Source organism: Segnochrobactrum spirostomi (assembly GCF_009600605.1).
Lineage (GTDB): Bacteria > Pseudomonadota > Alphaproteobacteria > Rhizobiales > Segnochrobactraceae > Segnochrobactrum > Segnochrobactrum spirostomi.
Genome location: NZ_VWNA01000001.1, coordinates 3,496,676 through 3,512,014 on the forward strand (window position 1 = coordinate 3,496,676; position 15,339 = coordinate 3,512,014).

15 protein-coding genes and 1 pseudogene are annotated in these 15,339 nt (G+C 68.0%); 7 read left to right on the forward strand and 9 right to left on the reverse strand.

The window, feature by feature from the left end:
* Window positions 1-114: 114 nt before the first annotated feature.
* From F0357_RS15775 to F0357_RS15800, 6 genes and pseudogenes are all read right to left on the reverse strand, one after another.
* Window positions 115-1,038 (reverse strand): pirin family protein, encoded by a 924-nt coding sequence (locus F0357_RS15775; RefSeq protein ID WP_153484099.1) that lies wholly within the window; start codon window positions 1,036-1,038, stop codon window positions 115-117.
* Between the two features lie 51 nt (window positions 1,039-1,089).
* Window positions 1,090-1,356, reverse strand: a complete 267-nt coding sequence (locus F0357_RS15780; protein WP_312861615.1) for an exodeoxyribonuclease VII small subunit — start codon at window positions 1,354-1,356, stop codon at window positions 1,090-1,092.
* Window positions 1,357-1,419: 63 nt separating this feature from the next.
* Entirely contained in the window at window positions 1,420-2,346 is a 927-nt protein-coding gene (locus F0357_RS15785) for a histone deacetylase family protein (protein ID WP_312861616.1), read from the reverse strand.
* 83 nt (window positions 2,347-2,429) lie between these two features.
* Window positions 2,430-3,439, reverse strand: a pseudogene (locus tag F0357_RS15790) (L-threonylcarbamoyladenylate synthase).
* A gap of 2 nt (window positions 3,440-3,441) precedes the next feature.
* Window positions 3,442-4,461: an asparaginase gene (locus F0357_RS15795; protein WP_153484104.1), complete on the reverse strand. Its 1,020-nt coding sequence runs from the start codon at window positions 4,459-4,461 to the stop codon at window positions 3,442-3,444.
* Between the two features lie 111 nt (window positions 4,462-4,572).
* Window positions 4,573-6,060, reverse strand: a complete 1,488-nt coding sequence (locus tag F0357_RS15800) for an FAD-dependent monooxygenase (protein ID WP_153484108.1) — start codon at window positions 6,058-6,060, stop codon at window positions 4,573-4,575.
* 393 nt (window positions 6,061-6,453) lie between these two features.
* Between F0357_RS15800 and F0357_RS15805 the strand changes: the two genes are divergently transcribed.
* The 3 genes from F0357_RS15805 to F0357_RS15815 all read left to right on the forward strand — a co-directional run bounded on the left by F0357_RS15805 (window position 6,454) and on the right by F0357_RS15815 (window position 9,052).
* Window positions 6,454-7,227, forward strand: a complete 774-nt coding sequence (locus F0357_RS15805; RefSeq protein WP_153484113.1) for a ferredoxin--NADP reductase — start codon at window positions 6,454-6,456, stop codon at window positions 7,225-7,227.
* A gap of 138 nt (window positions 7,228-7,365) precedes the next feature.
* Window positions 7,366-8,115 (forward strand): electron transfer flavoprotein subunit beta/FixA family protein, encoded by a 750-nt coding sequence (locus F0357_RS15810; protein WP_153484117.1) that lies wholly within the window; start codon window positions 7,366-7,368, stop codon window positions 8,113-8,115.
* A gap of 1 nt (window position 8,116) precedes the next feature.
* Window positions 8,117-9,052 carry an electron transfer flavoprotein subunit alpha/FixB family protein gene (locus tag F0357_RS15815; RefSeq protein WP_153484121.1) on the forward strand — a complete coding sequence of 312 codons (936 nt, stop codon included), beginning with the start codon at window positions 8,117-8,119 and terminating at the stop codon, window positions 9,050-9,052.
* 732 nt (window positions 9,053-9,784) lie between these two features.
* On the opposite strand, the gene F0357_RS15820 is transcribed toward F0357_RS15815, so the two are convergent.
* Complete coding sequence (locus F0357_RS15820) at window positions 9,785-10,693, reverse strand: hypothetical protein (RefSeq protein WP_153484125.1); 909 nt, start codon at window positions 10,691-10,693, stop codon at window positions 9,785-9,787.
* 528 nt (window positions 10,694-11,221) lie between these two features.
* Here F0357_RS15820 and F0357_RS15825 point away from each other — a divergent pair.
* Together F0357_RS15825 and rpsU are read left to right on the forward strand one after the other, a co-directional pair.
* Complete coding sequence (locus F0357_RS15825; protein WP_153484128.1) at window positions 11,222-11,434, forward strand: cold-shock protein; 213 nt, start codon at window positions 11,222-11,224, stop codon at window positions 11,432-11,434.
* Between the two features lie 217 nt (window positions 11,435-11,651).
* Window positions 11,652-11,924, forward strand: coding sequence for a 30S ribosomal protein S21 (rpsU, locus tag F0357_RS15830; protein ID WP_153484130.1), 273 nt, complete (start codon window positions 11,652-11,654; stop codon window positions 11,922-11,924).
* Between the two features lie 60 nt (window positions 11,925-11,984).
* Here the strand turns inward: rpsU and F0357_RS15835 are convergent, their stop codons facing one another.
* Entirely contained in the window at window positions 11,985-12,344 is a 360-nt protein-coding gene (locus F0357_RS15835; RefSeq protein WP_153484132.1) for a hypothetical protein, read from the reverse strand.
* A gap of 266 nt (window positions 12,345-12,610) precedes the next feature.
* Between F0357_RS15835 and aroC the strand changes: the two genes are divergently transcribed.
* Both aroC and ribB read left to right on the forward strand, forming a co-directional pair.
* The gene (gene aroC, locus F0357_RS15840; protein ID WP_153484134.1) at window positions 12,611-13,696 is read left to right on the forward strand and encodes a chorismate synthase; all 1,086 of its coding nucleotides are present in this window, start codon (window positions 12,611-12,613) and stop codon (window positions 13,694-13,696) included.
* Between the two features lie 19 nt (window positions 13,697-13,715).
* Window positions 13,716-14,855: a 3,4-dihydroxy-2-butanone-4-phosphate synthase gene (gene ribB / locus F0357_RS15845; protein ID WP_246161488.1), complete on the forward strand. Its 1,140-nt coding sequence runs from the start codon at window positions 13,716-13,718 to the stop codon at window positions 14,853-14,855.
* A 21-nt stretch (window positions 14,856-14,876) separates the two neighbouring features.
* Here ribB and F0357_RS15850 read toward each other — a convergent pair whose 3' ends face one another.
* Window positions 14,877-15,263, reverse strand: a complete 387-nt coding sequence (locus tag F0357_RS15850; protein WP_208948373.1) for an SRPBCC family protein — start codon at window positions 15,261-15,263, stop codon at window positions 14,877-14,879.
* Window positions 15,264-15,339 lie beyond the last annotated feature (76 nt).

Consider the following 15,339-nt stretch of genomic DNA (forward strand, 5'->3'; position numbering starts at 1 on the left):
CGGCCGGAAAAGGGTGGACGCGTCGCGTTCTACACGCACGCCTCGAAGTTGTGCCTTAATGGCCACGCTCGGCCCGTTGATGTTCGGGCGCGATGGGGCCGGGTGGGCTCTCGCTCACTCGGGCAGGGGGATGAACTCGTTCTCGCCCGGCACCGCGGCGAAGCGGCCGGCCTTCCAATCCGCCTTCGCTGCCTCGATGCGGTCCTTCGACGACGCGACGAAATTCCACCAGATGTGGCGCGGGCCGTCCATGGTGGCGCCCCCGACCACGACGAGGCGGGCCGCGGTCAAGGCCGTCAGGGTGATCGGATCGCCGGGCCGCAGGATGAGAAGCTGGCCGGCCTCGAAGCGGTCGCCGGCGATCTCGATGACACCGCTCGCGATGTAGATCGCCCGCTCTTCCGCGTCCGCATCGACGGGCAGCCGCGCCGTCGGTTCGAGGGCGACGTCCAGATAGAGGGTATCCCAGCCGCTGGTGACGGGCGAGGAGACCCCGTAGGCGGCCCCGACGACGACGCGCACGCTGTGAAGGCGGTCGGCGAGCACCGGAAGATCGGACGCCTCGTGGCTCGCGAAAAAGGGCGCGGCGTCCTCGTGATCCTTCGGCAGGGCGACCCACATCTGCAGGCCGGAGAGGCGCTGGCCGTGCGCGCGCGCCTCACCGCCCGTGCGCTCCGAATGGGCGATGCCGCGGCCGGCGCTCATCCAGTTCACCGCCCCCGGCTCGATCGTCTTCACCGATCCGAGGCTGTCGCGGTGGGAGATCGATCCTTCGAACAGGTAGGTGACGGTGGCGAGGCCGATATGTGGATGGGGGCGCACGTCGAGCCCTTCGCCCGGCGCAAAGTCCGCCGGCCCCATCTGATCGAGGAAGATGAAGGGGCCGACCATGCGCCGCCCGGGCGCGGGCAGGGCCCGGCGCACCGCGAAGCCGCCGAGGTCGCGCGACCGTCCGAGGATCACGGTCTCGACCGGGCTGCCCTCCCGCGGCGCGAAGGTGGGTTCGGCGATCGGCTCGTCGGCGAAGGGAACGCTCATGGGGATCCTTTCCGGAGTCCTGGCTGGTTCGCCGTGGCCGCGCTCGGGGGATTATTCGGCGTCGAGCGGCTCCCGGCCGGTCGGCGTGCCGTCGGCGCCGAGCTGGATCTTCTCGACGCGCATCTCGGCCCGGCGCAGCAGCGCTTCGCAGTGCTTCTTCAGCGCCTCGCCACGCTCGTAATCGGCGATCGATTGCTCGAGCGGCACGGCGCCGCGCTCCAGCTTGTCGACGATCGCCTCGAGTTCGGACAAGGCGGCCTCGAAGCTCAGGGCGCGGATATCGTCGGGAACGGAGGGGGCGGCGGCAGGCTGGGACACGGTCGAACTTTCTCCACTGGGACGCGGGCGGGATCGCCGGACAGGGCCGGCGTGCCGCCGCCCTCAGGCGGTCATCAGGGTCGCGACGTGGGTCGCGACCGAGCGGGCGAGGGCGGTCAGATCATAACCGCCTTCGAGCACCGAGACGACCCGCCCGGCGCACCGGCGTGCCGCGATCTCCATCAACCTTTCGGTAATCCACGCGAAATCGGCTTCCGTCAGGCGCATCTCGCCGAGCGGATCGCGGATGTGGGCGTCGAATCCGGCGGAGATGACGAGGAGATCGGGGTGAAAGGCGGCGACGCGCGGCAGCACCTCGCTCTCCATCGCCTCGCGGAACACCAGTCCGTCGTCGCCAGCGTGGAGCGGCACGTTGACGATGTTGCCGACCCCCTGCTCCGCAGCGGTGCCGGTGCCCGGAAAGAGCGGGCTCTGGTGGGTCGAGGCATAGAGCACGCTCGGATCGGACCAGAAGATGTCCTGGGTGCCGTTGCCGTGATGGACGTCGAAATCGACGATCGCGACGCGCTCGGCACCATGCACCGCCTGGGCGTGGCGTGCGGCGACGGCGGCGTTGTTGAAGAGGCAGAAGCCCATCGCGCGGCGGGCTTCGGCATGATGGCCGGGCGGGCGGAGGGCGCAGAAGGCGTTCTTCACCTTGCCGGTCATCACCTCGTCCACCGCGAGGGTGGCGGCGCCGCAGGCATAGAGCGCGGCGTCGAGGCTCTTCGGCCCCATCGCGGTGTCGCCGTCGAGGAAGATGAGGCCTTCCTCGGGCGACGCCTCGCGGAGCTGATCGACATAATCTTGCGGGTGAACGCGCAGGATCGCGGCGAGATCGACGGATCGCGCGGCCTCCCGCTCCAAGCCGTGGAACCGCTCCTCTTCGAGGGCGCGGTCGATGGCGCGGATGCGGTCGGGGCACTCAGGGTGACCCTCCGGGGTGGCATGCTGGAGAAAGATCGGGTGATGCACGAGCAGGGTGGACACGTCAGCCTCTTCTCCGCCGGACCGTGTCGCCGATGAGGCGGCTTACGGGGCGAAAAAGTCAATCCGCCGCCGTTGGCTGCGTCTCATTCCGGCAGGAGCGCGTTGGGCCGCGGGGCGGCGGCGCGGAAGAGCCGATCGCGGACAGCGTCGCCGAGGCCGCCGGCCGGGATCGGCGCGACCGCGATCGTCGCCGCACCGCTCTCGTCGAGGGCGCGGAGCATGGCGAACAGGTTCGCCGCCGCCTCGGCGAGGTCGCCGGTCGGGCTCAGATTGCGGATTTGTGCGGCGTGCTCGGCTCCGGGCGGCAGGCGCGGACCGAAGGCGAGCAGGGCCTCGCCCGGCCGCACGTCGTCCGCGTCGAGGCGGACCGCGGCGCGGGGGCATAATGGGAGGCGAGCTGGCCCGGCGCCGAGGGCCGGTCCGGGTCCGCGGCGGGGAGCGCCAGCGCCCGGCCGAGCACCGCCTCGATCGCCTCGCGCGGCAGGCCGCCAGGGCGCAGCAGCATGGGCGCGCCGCCGGTGAGGCCGACGATGGTCGATTCGACGCCGATGCGGCACGGGCCGCCGTCGATCACGAACGCGAGGGCGCTGCCCAGTTCTTCCACCACGTCGTCCGCGCTGGTCGGGCTGACGCGGCCGGAGCGGTTGGCGCTCGGCGCGGCGATCGGCGCGCCGAGGTGGGAGGCGAGATGGCGGACGACGGGCGAATCCGGCACCCGGATCGCAATCGTCGCGAGCCTGGCGAGCGCGCCGGGGGCCACTTTCGAATCCGCCCGGCGCGGCACCACCAGCGTGAGCGGACCGGGCCAGAACGCCTCGGCGAGGGCACGGGCGTCGGCATCGAAGACGCCGTGCGTCTCGGCCCCGGGGAGATCGGCCGCGTGGGCGATCAGCGGGTTGAACGTCGGCCGCCCCTTGGCGGCGTAAATCGCGGCGACGCCCGCGGCGTTGGTCGCGTCGGCGCCGAGGCCGTAGACCGTCTCGGTCGGCACGCCGACGAGGCCACCGGCGCGTAGCGCAGCGACCACCTCGTCGGTGAGCGCGGGGCTTTCGAGAAGCGCGTCGGCCGCGAGGCGGCGGGGGCGTCCGGTCATGCTCACCGGCCGAGGGCGGCCACGACGTCGTCGGCGACGCGCACCTCGCCGACCTTGAGGCCGCGGCGGTTCAACAGCGCATGGTGCGCCCAGCGGTCGAGGAAGGCGCGCTCCTCGTCGTCCTTGGCGACGAAGCGGTGGATCACGGCGGCCATCAGCGCCTCCGACGCGCGGGTGCCGCCGTCGTCGACCTTCAGCGTCACGCCGAGGCCGATCTCGGGGAAGCTCGCGCAGAACACGCCCTCGGCGCCGGTCTTCACGTAGGCGCGGGTGCCGAAGCGGCCCATCACTTCGGTGCAGAAGCGCCCCGTGCCGGCGACCATGAAGGGCGCGGCGGCGGCGGCCTCGCGCAGGCGCTTCGCGGCGGCGGCGCGCACCGGAGCGAGGCGCTCGCCGGTGCCGAGGCGGGCGAAGGCGCGGGCGAGGCGGTCGAGCGGGATCGCGAAGGTCGGGATCGAGCAGCCGTCGATGCCGCGCACATGCTCGTCGAGCTTGGTGTCGGTGAGGCCTTCGAGCGCCGCCGTCACCTCCCGCTGCACCGGATGGTCCGGCCCGACATAGCCGTGGTGATCGACGCCCATCTCGCAGGCGACGCAGAGGAAGCCGGCGTGCTTGCCGGAGCAATTGTTGTGGAGCGCGTTCGGCTCGGCCCCGGCGCGATTGAGGCGCGCCACGTCGTCCGCCCGCTCGGGCCAATGCACGCCGCATTCGAGGGCGTCGGTGTCGAGCCCGGCCTTGCGCAGCATCGCGTGGGCGGTGTCGCAATGGGCCTGCTCGCCGTTGTGGGACGCGCCGGCGATGGCGAGCTCCTCGACGGTGAGGCCGAGCTTGTCCGCGGCGCCGGATTCGACGAGCGGCAGCGCCTGGATGAGCTTCGCCGAGGAGCGCGGGAAGGTCGGGCGCTCGACGTCGCCGAAGGCGGCGACGCGGCGGCCGTCGGCGTCCGTGATCGCGAGAAGACCGGCGTGCGTGCTCTCGACCAGCGGACCGCGGGTGACTTCGACGAGGATCGGATCGGCCATGGCGTTCTCCTGCCCGCATCTCTCAACCGACGGGGCGCGTTCGCGCGAGCAATAGCCGATCCGTTCGCCGGGAATCCAGTCTGGCCGCGAACGGCGAAGGAAGCCGCCCCGTCAGACCGCGATGGCGGCGAGATAGGCTTCCGCGCCCGCGAGGTCGTCGGCAGCCCCGGCGAACCCGATATAGCCGTCGGGACGGACCAGCCAGAGCCCGTCGCCGCCGAGCGGGGGACGCGCGTGGGCGTCGACGAGGGCGGGGAAGCGGGCCGCGAGCGCCGTCGCCGCGGAGCCCGCGCCGAGCACGGTGAAGCGCGGGTCCGGACCGGCGCCGAAGGGAAGCCCGCCGGCGGCCTCCGGCGGACAGCGCTCGCCGGCCCGCGGCAGGTCGTGCCCGTGCGGCGCGTGGCGGCCTTCGACGGTGAGCGGGCTCTTCGGGTAGGCGATCTCGGTCTCGGACAAAGCCTCGGACATCTTGCGCTGCACCTGATGGAGGCCGAGCACGACCTTCGCCGCCAGATTCCGCACCGCCTGGGCGACCGGATTGCGCAGGGTGGCGAGGTCGGTCATCCGCGTCGCGTTGGCGAGCACCCTGTCGCCGACGGCGCTGCGCTCGGGGGAATAGGAGGCGAGCAGGTCCGCCTTCGCCGCGCCGCGGATGACGAGGGCGAGCTTCCAGGCGAGGTTGAACGCGTCCTGCATGCCGGTGTTCATGCCCTGGCCGCCGGCCGGGCTGTGGATGTGGGCGGCGTCGCCGGCGAGGAAGACGCGGCCGCGGCCATAATCCTTCACCTTGCGCTCGTTGATGTGGAAATAAGCGAGCCAGTAGGGGTCGTGGAGAACGAGGCCGCCGGGGCCGCGGGCATCGACCAAAGCCTGGATGTCGGCGAGGGCCGGTTCGCCGCTGCGGCCGGCACCGTCGGTCGGCCCGAGGTCGGCGATCACGCGGTAGCGGTTGCCGACGATCGGGAAGAAGGCGAGGACGCCCTCGGCGTGCCAATAGAGGTCGAGCTTGTCGGGCTTCAGGCCCTCCACCTTGAGATCGGCGAGCACCCAATCGCTCGGCTGGGTCGAGCCCTCGAACGGCAGGCCGAGGCCGTGGCGGACCGTCGAATGGGCGCCGTCGCAGCCGACGAGCCAGTCGGCGGTGACCTGTTCCAGCCGATCGTCGGGATGCTTCAGGGTGGCGGTGACGCCGTTCGGACCGTCTTCGAAGGCGACGAGTTCGACCTGCCGCTCGACCGCCCCGCCGAAGCCGGCGAGGGTCTCGCCGAGCACCCGCTCGGTCTCGTTCTGCGGGATCATCAGGGCGTAGGGGTAGGGGCTGTCGATGCCGTCGAGATCGATCTCGGCGATGAGCTCGCGTCCCTTCGAGATGCGGGTGCCGTGGCCGGGCTGACCCGCGGCGAGATAATCGGCGATCTTGCCGGTCCGTTCGAGGAGCTCGAGCGAGCGGCTCCAGAGCACGAGGGCCTTCGATTTGTCGGTCGGCGCCGGCGCCTTGTCGACGATGCGGACATTCACGCCGAAGCGCTTCAGTTCGGCCGCGAGCGTGAGCCCCACGGGGCCGGCCCCGGCCACCAGCACTTGGACTTTTTCGGTCATTGGCGTTTCCCCTTGCCGTATCCCTGCCGTTGCCCGGACGGCTTTTCGCCATTGCGCGGCGAAGCGGCGCATTTGGCAAGCGGGTACGGCGGGCACGGGGCGAATATGACGGCGCGGGCCGGCGCTTCCGCGACGCGGCCCGCGAGGCCCGCGAGCGCGCCGGGAGCACGAGCATTCCCGCCAAGCTGGAATTTTTCCGGAATGCGGGCCGGATTGGCGGTCGTTGCAGCATTTCATTCTACGTGAGACCTCTTCGGCGAGGCGATCTTTGCTTGATATCGCGCAGGCGAGCACGCAGATATGAGACCGAAGTTCGGGCGCCCTCCCGCGCTCCTCCGTCCGGCCGAGCCGGGCCTCCCGTCAGTCGGATCGACCAATCAGAAAAGCCCGCCCATGAGCAATTTCTATGAGGAGAAGGTCCTCAGCGTTCATCACTGGACCGACTCGCTGTTCTCCTTCACCGCGACCCGCGACCCGAGCTTCCGCTTCCTCAACGGCCAATTCACGATGATCGGCATCGAGGTGGAGGGGCGGCCGCTCCTGCGCGCCTATTCGATGGTGAGCTCGAGCTACGACGAAAATCTCGAATTCTTCTCGATCAAGGTCGCCAACGGCCCGCTCACCTCGCGGCTTCAGCACCTCAAGGTCGGCGACAAGCTGATCGTCGGCCGCAAGGCGACCGGCACGCTGGTGCTCGACAATCTGGTGCCCGGCAAGCACCTCTATCTGCTCGGCACCGGCACCGGGCTCGCCCCGTTCCTCTCGATCATCCGCGATCCAGAAACCTACGAGCGCTACGAGAAGGTGATCCTCGTCCACGGCTGCCGGACCGTCGCCGAGCTCGCCTACGGGGATCAGATCACCGAGGTCCTGCCGAACGACGAATATCTCGGCGAGGCGGTGCGGGAGAAGCTCATCTACTACCCGACCGTGACCCGCGAGGCGTTCCGCAACACCGGCCGCATCACCGATCTTATACAGTCGTATAAAATCTTCGAGGATATCGGCCTCCCGCCTCTGGACGTGGAGGCGGATCGCGTGATGTTGTGCGGCAGCCCGGCGATGATTCAGGAGACGCGCGCGCTGCTCGACGGCCGCGGGTTCTCGGAAGGCAGCCAGGCCGAGGCGGGCCATTTCGTGATCGAAAAGGCCTTCGTCGAGCGCTAGAACCCGTGGCGTTCGGATCGACAAGGGATCCGAACGATCAATCGGCTTCGAACGCATTGATCGGGCGCGCTTGCGGGGCGGATGGCGCCATCCTGCCCGGGCGCGCTCCAAGGCGCGGTCCGGAGGAGTAGGGCTTTCATGAAGATCCTGGTGCCCGTGAAGCGGGTGGTCGATTACAACGTGAAGATCCGGGTCAAGCCGGACGGATCGGGCGTCGAGCTCGCCAACGTCAAGATGTCGATGAACCCGTTCGACGAGATCGCCGTCGAAGAGGCGATCCGTCTGAAGGAAGCCGGCAAGGCGACCGAAGTCGTCGTGGTCTCGATCGGACCGGCCCAGGCCTCGGAGACGATCCGCACCGCGCTCGCGATGGGCGCCGACCGCGGCATCCTGGTGAAGGCCGAAGGCCGTGTCGAGCCGCTCGCCGTCGCCAAGATCCTCGCCAAGCTCGTCGAGAAGGAGGGGCCTGGCCTCGTCATCCTCGGCAAGCAGGCGATCGACGACGACGCCAACCAGACCGGCCAGATGCTCGCCGCGCTGACGCGCCGGCCGCAGGGCACCTTCGCCTCCAAGCTCGTCATCGGCGACGGTTCCGTCGAGGTGACGCGCGAGGTCGACGGCGGCCTCCAGACCGTTTCGCTCGCCCTGCCGGCGATCATCACGACGGACCTGCGCCTCAACGAGCCGCGTTATGCGTCGCTCCCCAACATCATGAAGGCGAAGAAGAAGCCGCTCGAGGAGATCGCCGCCGCCGATCTCGGCATCGACGTGACGCCGCGCCTCACGGTGCTCAAGACGGTCGAGCCCTCGGGCCGCAAGGCGGGCGTCAAGGTCGGCTCGGTCGCCGAGCTCGTCCAGAAGCTCAAGACGGAAGCGGGAGTGCTCTGAGATGACGACGCTGCTTCTCGCCGAACACGACAACGCCCACCTCAACGAAGCGACCCGCCGCGCCCTTTCGGCCGCGTCCGCGATCGGCGCCCCGGTTCACGTCCTCGTCGCCGGTGAGGGCGCCGGGGCCGTCGCCCAGGCCGCCGCCGGCCTCGCCGGGGTCGCCAAGGTCGTGCACGTCGATGCGCCGGCTTATGCCCACGCGCTCGCCGAGCCGCTCGCCGACCTCATCGTGTCGCTCGCCGGCGGCTACGACACGATCATCGCGGCTTCCACCTCGACGGGCAAGAACGTGCTGCCGCGCGTCGCCGCCCTGCTCGACGTCGCGCAGATCTCCGACATCATCGCCGTCGTCGCGCCGGACACCTTCGAGCGGCCGATCTATGCCGGCAACGCCATCGAGACGGTGCGCTCGGGCGAGGCGAAGAAGGTCATCACCGTCCGCACCGCGTCCTTCGCGGTCGCCGGCGACGGCGGGTCCGCCACGATCGAGACCGCCGCGGCGGTCGCCGATCCGGCGCTGTCCGTGTTCAAGGGCGAGGCGGTCGCGAAGTCCGACCGGCCCGAACTCGCCTCGGCCAAGATCGTGGTCTCCGGCGGCCGCGCGGTCGGCTCGGCCGAGAAGTTCCAGGAGGTCATCATCCCGCTCGCCGATGCGCTGGGCGCGGCGGTCGGCGCCTCCCGCGCCGCGGTCGATGCGGGCTATGCCCCGAACGATTGGCAGGTCGGCCAGACCGGCAAGGTGGTCGCGCCGGAGCTCTATGTCGCCTGCGGCATCTCGGGCGCCATCCAGCACCTCGCCGGCATGAAGGATTCCCGCGTCATCGTCGCCATCAACAAGGACGAGGAAGCGCCGATCTTCCAGGTCGCCGATTACGGCCTCGTCGGCGACATCTTCACCGTCGTCCCGGAGCTGACCGCCACCCTCAAGGGCTGACGCGGCCTTTCCACCACGACCTCGAGGGCCGGCCGGACACCCGTTCGGCCGGCCCTTGCATCTTGGGAGCGCCGTCGCTACAGCGGGCTCCGGTCCCCGATCCGCCGCGAGGCGGGGCGGGGCCTCACGACGATCACGCGGACGTGGCGAAACCGGTAGACGCAGCAGACTTCAATTGGAGTGCCCGCGGGGAAATCCGCGGTGCAGAACCGCTCAAAGTCGGGGAACGCTCTCGGCGACCGCGCGTCGCGGCGGTGCCAATCCCGAGCCAAGCCCCGGATTTCCGGGGAAGGTGTAGAGACTGGACGGGCGGCGCCTAAAGCCGGCGGCATATCGCCGGCCATGGCGAAGGGACAGTCCAGACCACGAACGTGGGGCGCATCGACCCCGCGGCGGCGAAAGCCGAAGTGGTACGAAAATCTGCTTCCCAAACGGGAGTGCGGGTTCGAGCCCCGCCGTCCGCACCATCTTGCCTTGCCGAGCTCACGCCAGAAGGGCGAGCGCTGCCATTTGGCGGCAGTCATGCCCCGACCGTAGGCGGGGGGGCGGCGGGAGTAGAACGGGCGGGCAACCCGGCACGGAGGCGGCTCAGTCGCCTTTTGGGCGCGCTACACCCCTTTCGGACTGGGCGCGAGCGACAAGGCGCACGGGCGCCTCGGGCTGTCCACGCGCACGATGCCTCTTACCGCGATTCTAACGGGCCTTCATGCTTTCATGTGGGGGATAGTGGAATCAACCAAACGTTCCGCTCAGCTTCTCATCCTGAACCTCCATAATAATGTGTTTCGGCAACAAACGCAAAATCTTGTGAGCAAGATCCGAGCTGCTTCCGTCGAATCCAATCCAGAAATATGCGGAATCCGATTTATTAAAATCTCCAAGTATAACTCCGCCTGAATTCTTTATAATACCTGAAATTACGCCTGCATCAATATCATTGCGAACTCCGATGAATTTTATGGACACGGAATTTTGTGTATTCATCGCGGATCTGGCTCGCGGTATTGCGATTCGTCTTGTTGATTGGGTGGGTGGATAAAGAGCTTCGAGGATGTTATTTTTCTCTGCAAGATCAACTTCTAAACGCTGAACTCTGGTGGAAAGGGCGTCGAGATCATCTTGGATCATGCGCTCAGGCGGTGTGGCGCGCGAGGAGAACTCGATACGGCCACGAGCGCTCGTGACCGGATTGTCGACTTGGTGCTTCTCTTCCAGTGTCGATGCGGCATATGCCTGGAGTGCGTCTTTCGCCTTGCCGATATCGCCATGTCTTTTATAGGAATAAGGAATCGAGCGGAACGAAGCTACATCGAACGGTAGTTTCGTCCCCTCCATGTGCATATGTATGATCGGAGTATTTAAGGCATGTCTTATTCCGATCTCATATAGCGCATTCGGATTTAGGTGTGTCAAATCTGCTATAACTAATTTCGCCCTTATTAATTCTATAATTATCTGCGACGTTATGATTCCCGGCGTTGCGATTTTGTCTGCTCGGATGATCTCCATATCCGGTGCGATCGTCTTGATGGATGGAGCTATAATTCCGTCAAACAGCCAATCTGCATGAATTCTGACGTCGCTATCCTCATCCCCGATTGGGCCGACGACAAAGCACTTGTCCAACAGATCTCCCGCCATTGAATGCTCCCCGGGTGCAGTTCGACCTCGAACCATATCGCATTTATCTCTCTATTAAGACAGAATCGATCTCTAGCCATTTTCTTGTTGCTTAACCTCCGGCCGACACGTCGCGCGGACAGAGCCCGATGCGCGGCCGACCCGGATCTGCGGGTCGAGATGACAGCGGTGGCGCTCGTCTGACCGCCGAAGGCCGCGCCGGTCCGATCCGGCGCAGGCTCTCTGGGGTCGGGATGGACTATGAAGCGATCTCCTGGACCTTATGCGCGAGCATGACGATAGGCTCGATCTTGCAGGCCGCGCCCTGCTCGATCATGCCCGCTCCGGGCCCCATCTCAATCCTCCGGCAATTAACCCTTGTATCTCGGCCTGCCTGGGCCCATACTAGCGTCATCGATACGAGGTCTGGCGATTTGGTTTTGCGCGCGGAATTGCGTTCAGCCAGTTTTTTCTTTCCTGAAAATCGATAATCCATCCACCCGAGCAACCCTCGGGCCTCTATGTATTCTTGCTTGAAAAGGGTCTCCCATGGCTTCGGGAACCGTGAAATGGTTCAACGCCCAGAAGGGCTTCGGCTTCATCGCTCCGGATCAGGGCGGTGCTGACGCGTTCGTCCACATCAGCGCCGTCGAGCGCTCGGGCCTCTACGGCCTGAACGAAGGCCAGAAGGTCACCTACGACCTCGTGGCCGACCGCCGCACCGGCAAGATGTCTGCGGAAAATCTGAAGACCGCCGACTGACGCGATCCGTCGCCGCCGGCTTACGCCGGCCAGGCGGCACATCCGTCGTCCGCGTCTCTGCGGACTTCCGAGCGTCGGGCGACCGGCGCTCGATTTTCGTGCTTCTGAGGCACGCCTCCCGGGCCTCGCAGGCTCCGGCCAAGGTGCCGGGGTCCCGCGTGGCAGTGCTCGGACGGCAACGTTCCGGGCGCGCTCTCCTCAAAAGATTGGATCGATTTTGCAGGTCTTGGTTCGCGACAACAATGTCGAGCAGGCGCTCAAGGTTCTGAAGCGGCGCATGCAGCGGGAAGGCATCTTCCGCGAGATGAAGGCGCGGCGCGCCTATGAGAAGCCGTCCGAGCGCAAGACGCGCGAGAAGGCGGAAGCGGTTCGCCGCGCTCGCAAGGCGGCGCGCAAGCTCGCCCAGCGCGAAGGCCTGATCGCGGCGCCGAAGCGCGCGGCCGGCCGCATGGGCGGCCCGGGCCAGCGGCCGTCGGCTGCCGCCGAGTAATTTTGCGCCGAATGATCTCTTGAAGTCGGCTGGCGGCGTCTGCGGGCGCCGCCGCCGACTTCAATCATATTCGTGATCGAGGCCCTTGGCCTTGTCGATCTTCTGATCGGCGAGTTCGTCCTTCAGGCAGCCGTCGAGCAGCACGTAGAGCAGCTTCCTCTTGTTGACCGAGGACAGCATCTGCCGGACGCACTTGCGCCGGCGATCCGCGTCGACCGACGGCCACAGCGTCTCGGCGTTCGCATAGGCGGCCTTCTCGACCGAGATGCATTCGAGACGCGCCTCCGCGCTTTCGAAGCGCGCGCAATTCACCCCGATATCATATTTCGGCATCACATCGACCGTTCCGGCGCGGGCGACCGGCGCCGTAAGGCTGGCCAGCAGCAGAGCCGCGAGGCGATGGGCGAGCGTGATCGGCATCCCCGAGTCCGCGATCCGTGGCGATTTGAATAAGCTGGGGCAGCGGGGCGGTGTCGGCAACCGAAAAGCGCATGAAATTGCGGTCTGAGGGCGCATGCCGCCATCTTCGAGGCCTGCAGAGCCGGATCGCGTTTCGGCTCGCGCGCGCCGCGGCGCGCCGACGGCTGCGCTGCGGCCCCACGCCGGTTTGACCGCACGGTTTCCGGCGCTTAAGACACGGACGCGCACCGCCGGCGCCCGCCGCGCGGCCTCGGGTTCCGCCTTTCATGTCGCACAACACCTTCGGTCATCTTTTCCGCGTCACCACCTGGGGCGAGAGCCACGGTCCGGCGATCGGCTGCGTCGTCGACGGCTGTCCGCCGCGGCTGCCGATCAGCGAGGCGGAGATCCAGGCTTTTCTCGACAAGCGCCGTCCGGGCCAATCGCGCTTCACCACCCAGCGCCGCGAGCCGGACGAGGTGCGCATCCTGTCGGGCGTCGTCGAGGGGCCGGACGGCCTTCTGACCACGGGCACGCCGATCGCGCTCGAGATCCAGAACGTCGATCAGCGCTCGAAGGATTATTCCAACATTGCCGACCGCTACCGGCCCGGCCACGCGGATTATACCTACGACGCCAAATATGGACTGCGCGATCCGCGCGGCGGTGGGCGTTCCTCGGCGCGCGAGACGGCGATGCGCGTCGCGGCCGGCGCGATCGCCCGCAAGGTGCTGCCGGGCGTCACGATCCGCGGCGCGCTGGTGCAGATGGGGCCGCACGCCATCGACCGCAGCCGCTGGTCCTGGGACGAGGTCGACAACAATCCCTTCTTCTGCCCCGATGCCGAGGCGGCCGCGTCGTGGGAGATCTTCCTCGACGGCGTTCGCAAGGAGGGCTCGTCGACGGGCGCCGTGGTCGAGGTGATCGCGGAAGGCGTGCCGGTCGGTCTCGGCGCACCGCTCTACGGCAAGCTCGACCAGGACATCGCGTCCGCCCTCATGTCGATCAATGCCGTGAAGGGCGTGGAGATCGGCGAAGGCTTCGCCGCCGCAGCGCTTTCGGGCGAGGACAATGCCGACGAGATGCGGATGGGATCGGACGGCAAGCCGGTGTTCCTCTCCAACCATGCCGGCGGCATCCTCGGCGGCATCTCGACCGGCCAGCCGATCGTCGCCCGCTTCGCCGTCAAGCCGACGTCCTCGATCCTGACGCCGCGCCGCTCGGTGACGGCGTCCGGCGAGGAGATCGACGTGATGACCCGCGGCCGCCACGATCCGTGCGTCGGCATCCGGGCGGTGCCGGTCGGCGAGGCCATGCTCGCGATCGTGCTCGCCGACCATTATCTGAGACATCGCGGCCAGATCGGCGCGTGAGCGAGTGGGGAGAACAGCCATGACCGCGACCAGGACCGGAGCCAAGGGCGCCGACATGACCCGCGTGGCGGAGGCGATCCGCGCCTTCGAGCGCGGCGAGATCGTGGTCGTCACCGACGACGACGACCGCGAGAACGAGGGCGACCTGATCGTCGCCGCGAGCCATGCGACGGCGGAGAAGATGGCCTTCATCATCCGCCACACCTCCGGCATCGTCTGCACGCCGCTGACCCGCAAGGACGCCGAGCGCCTGCGTCTCCAGGCGATGGTCTCGGAAAACGACGCGCCGCACCGCACCGCCTTCACCGTCTCGGTCGATTACCGCCACGGCACGACGACGGGCATCTCGGCGGAGGAGCGCACCAGCACCGTGCGCGCCCTCGCCAATTCGAATGTCGGCGCCGGCGATTTCGTGCGGCCCGGCCACATCTTCCCGCTCGTCGCCCGTGACGGCGGCGTGCTGACCCGCTCCGGCCACACGGAAGCGGCGGTCGATCTCTGCCGGCTCGCCGGCCTGCCGGAGGTCGGCGTCATCAGCGAGCTCGTCAACGACGACGGCACGGTGATGCGCGGCCCGCAGATTGCCGTCTTCGCCGAGGCGCACAATCTGAAGCAGGTTTCGGTCGCCGACCTGATCGCCTGGCGCCAGCGCACCGAGAAGCTGATCGAGCGCGTCTCCGAGGCGCGCATCGAAACGATCGCCGGTCCGGCGCAGGTCGTCACCTACCAGACCCCGTTCGACCCGATGCACCACGTCGCCGTGGTGTTCGGCGACATCCGCGACGGCAACGGCATCCCGGTGCGTCTCCAGCTCGAATCGGTGGTGGACGACGTGTTCGGTCCGGCGCCGCCGGTCGACAAGCTGGTGCGCCGCATCTCGGAGATGGGCCGCGGCATCATCGTCTATCTGCGCGAGGGCGCGGTCGGCGTGTCGCAGCAATCCGGCCGCCACCGCGACCGCTTCGCGCCCGTCGAGGCGGAGGATCACGCGACCGCCCGCCACCGCGATGAGCAGTGGCGCGAGGTCGGCATCGGCGCACAGATTTTGAAGGATCTCGGGGTCGCCTCGATCAGGCTGCTCGCCACCCGCGAGCGCCGCTATGTCGGCCTCGACGGCTTCGGCATCAGCATCGATTCGACGGAATCGATCGAGGGGTGAGGGGAGGGGGCCTCGCGCGCCTCAGCCTTCCTCCAGCACCGCCTTCAACTGGGCGAGGTCGCGGGCGACCCAATCGGCGTCGCCTGCAAAGACCTCGTCGGACATGCCTTCGATCTGGAACAGGGTGAAGAGGACCTCGGCGCCGTCGCCGTTGGGGATGACGCGCATCGGCACGGGCACGCTGCGCCCGTCGGGCAGCAGCACCAGATGATCCAGGATCCCGTAGGCGTTCTGCGGGCTGAAACGGATCTCGGCGCTGCCGCCGCCGGTGGTCTCCGCGATCCAACGGTTCCCGCTCTGGTGGGTGAGGCGGCCGAGGCCGCTCGCCCACGCGGCGAAGTTGGTCGGGTCCGAGAGGTAGGCATAAACCTGCCGGACGGGGCGCTCGATCCGGACCGAGATCGTCATCGAAGGCCGTGTGCCCATCCGTTCCCGCCCTCTCAAAGCCGAGGGCGGCATCTTCGGCGCAATGGCGTGCATTGTC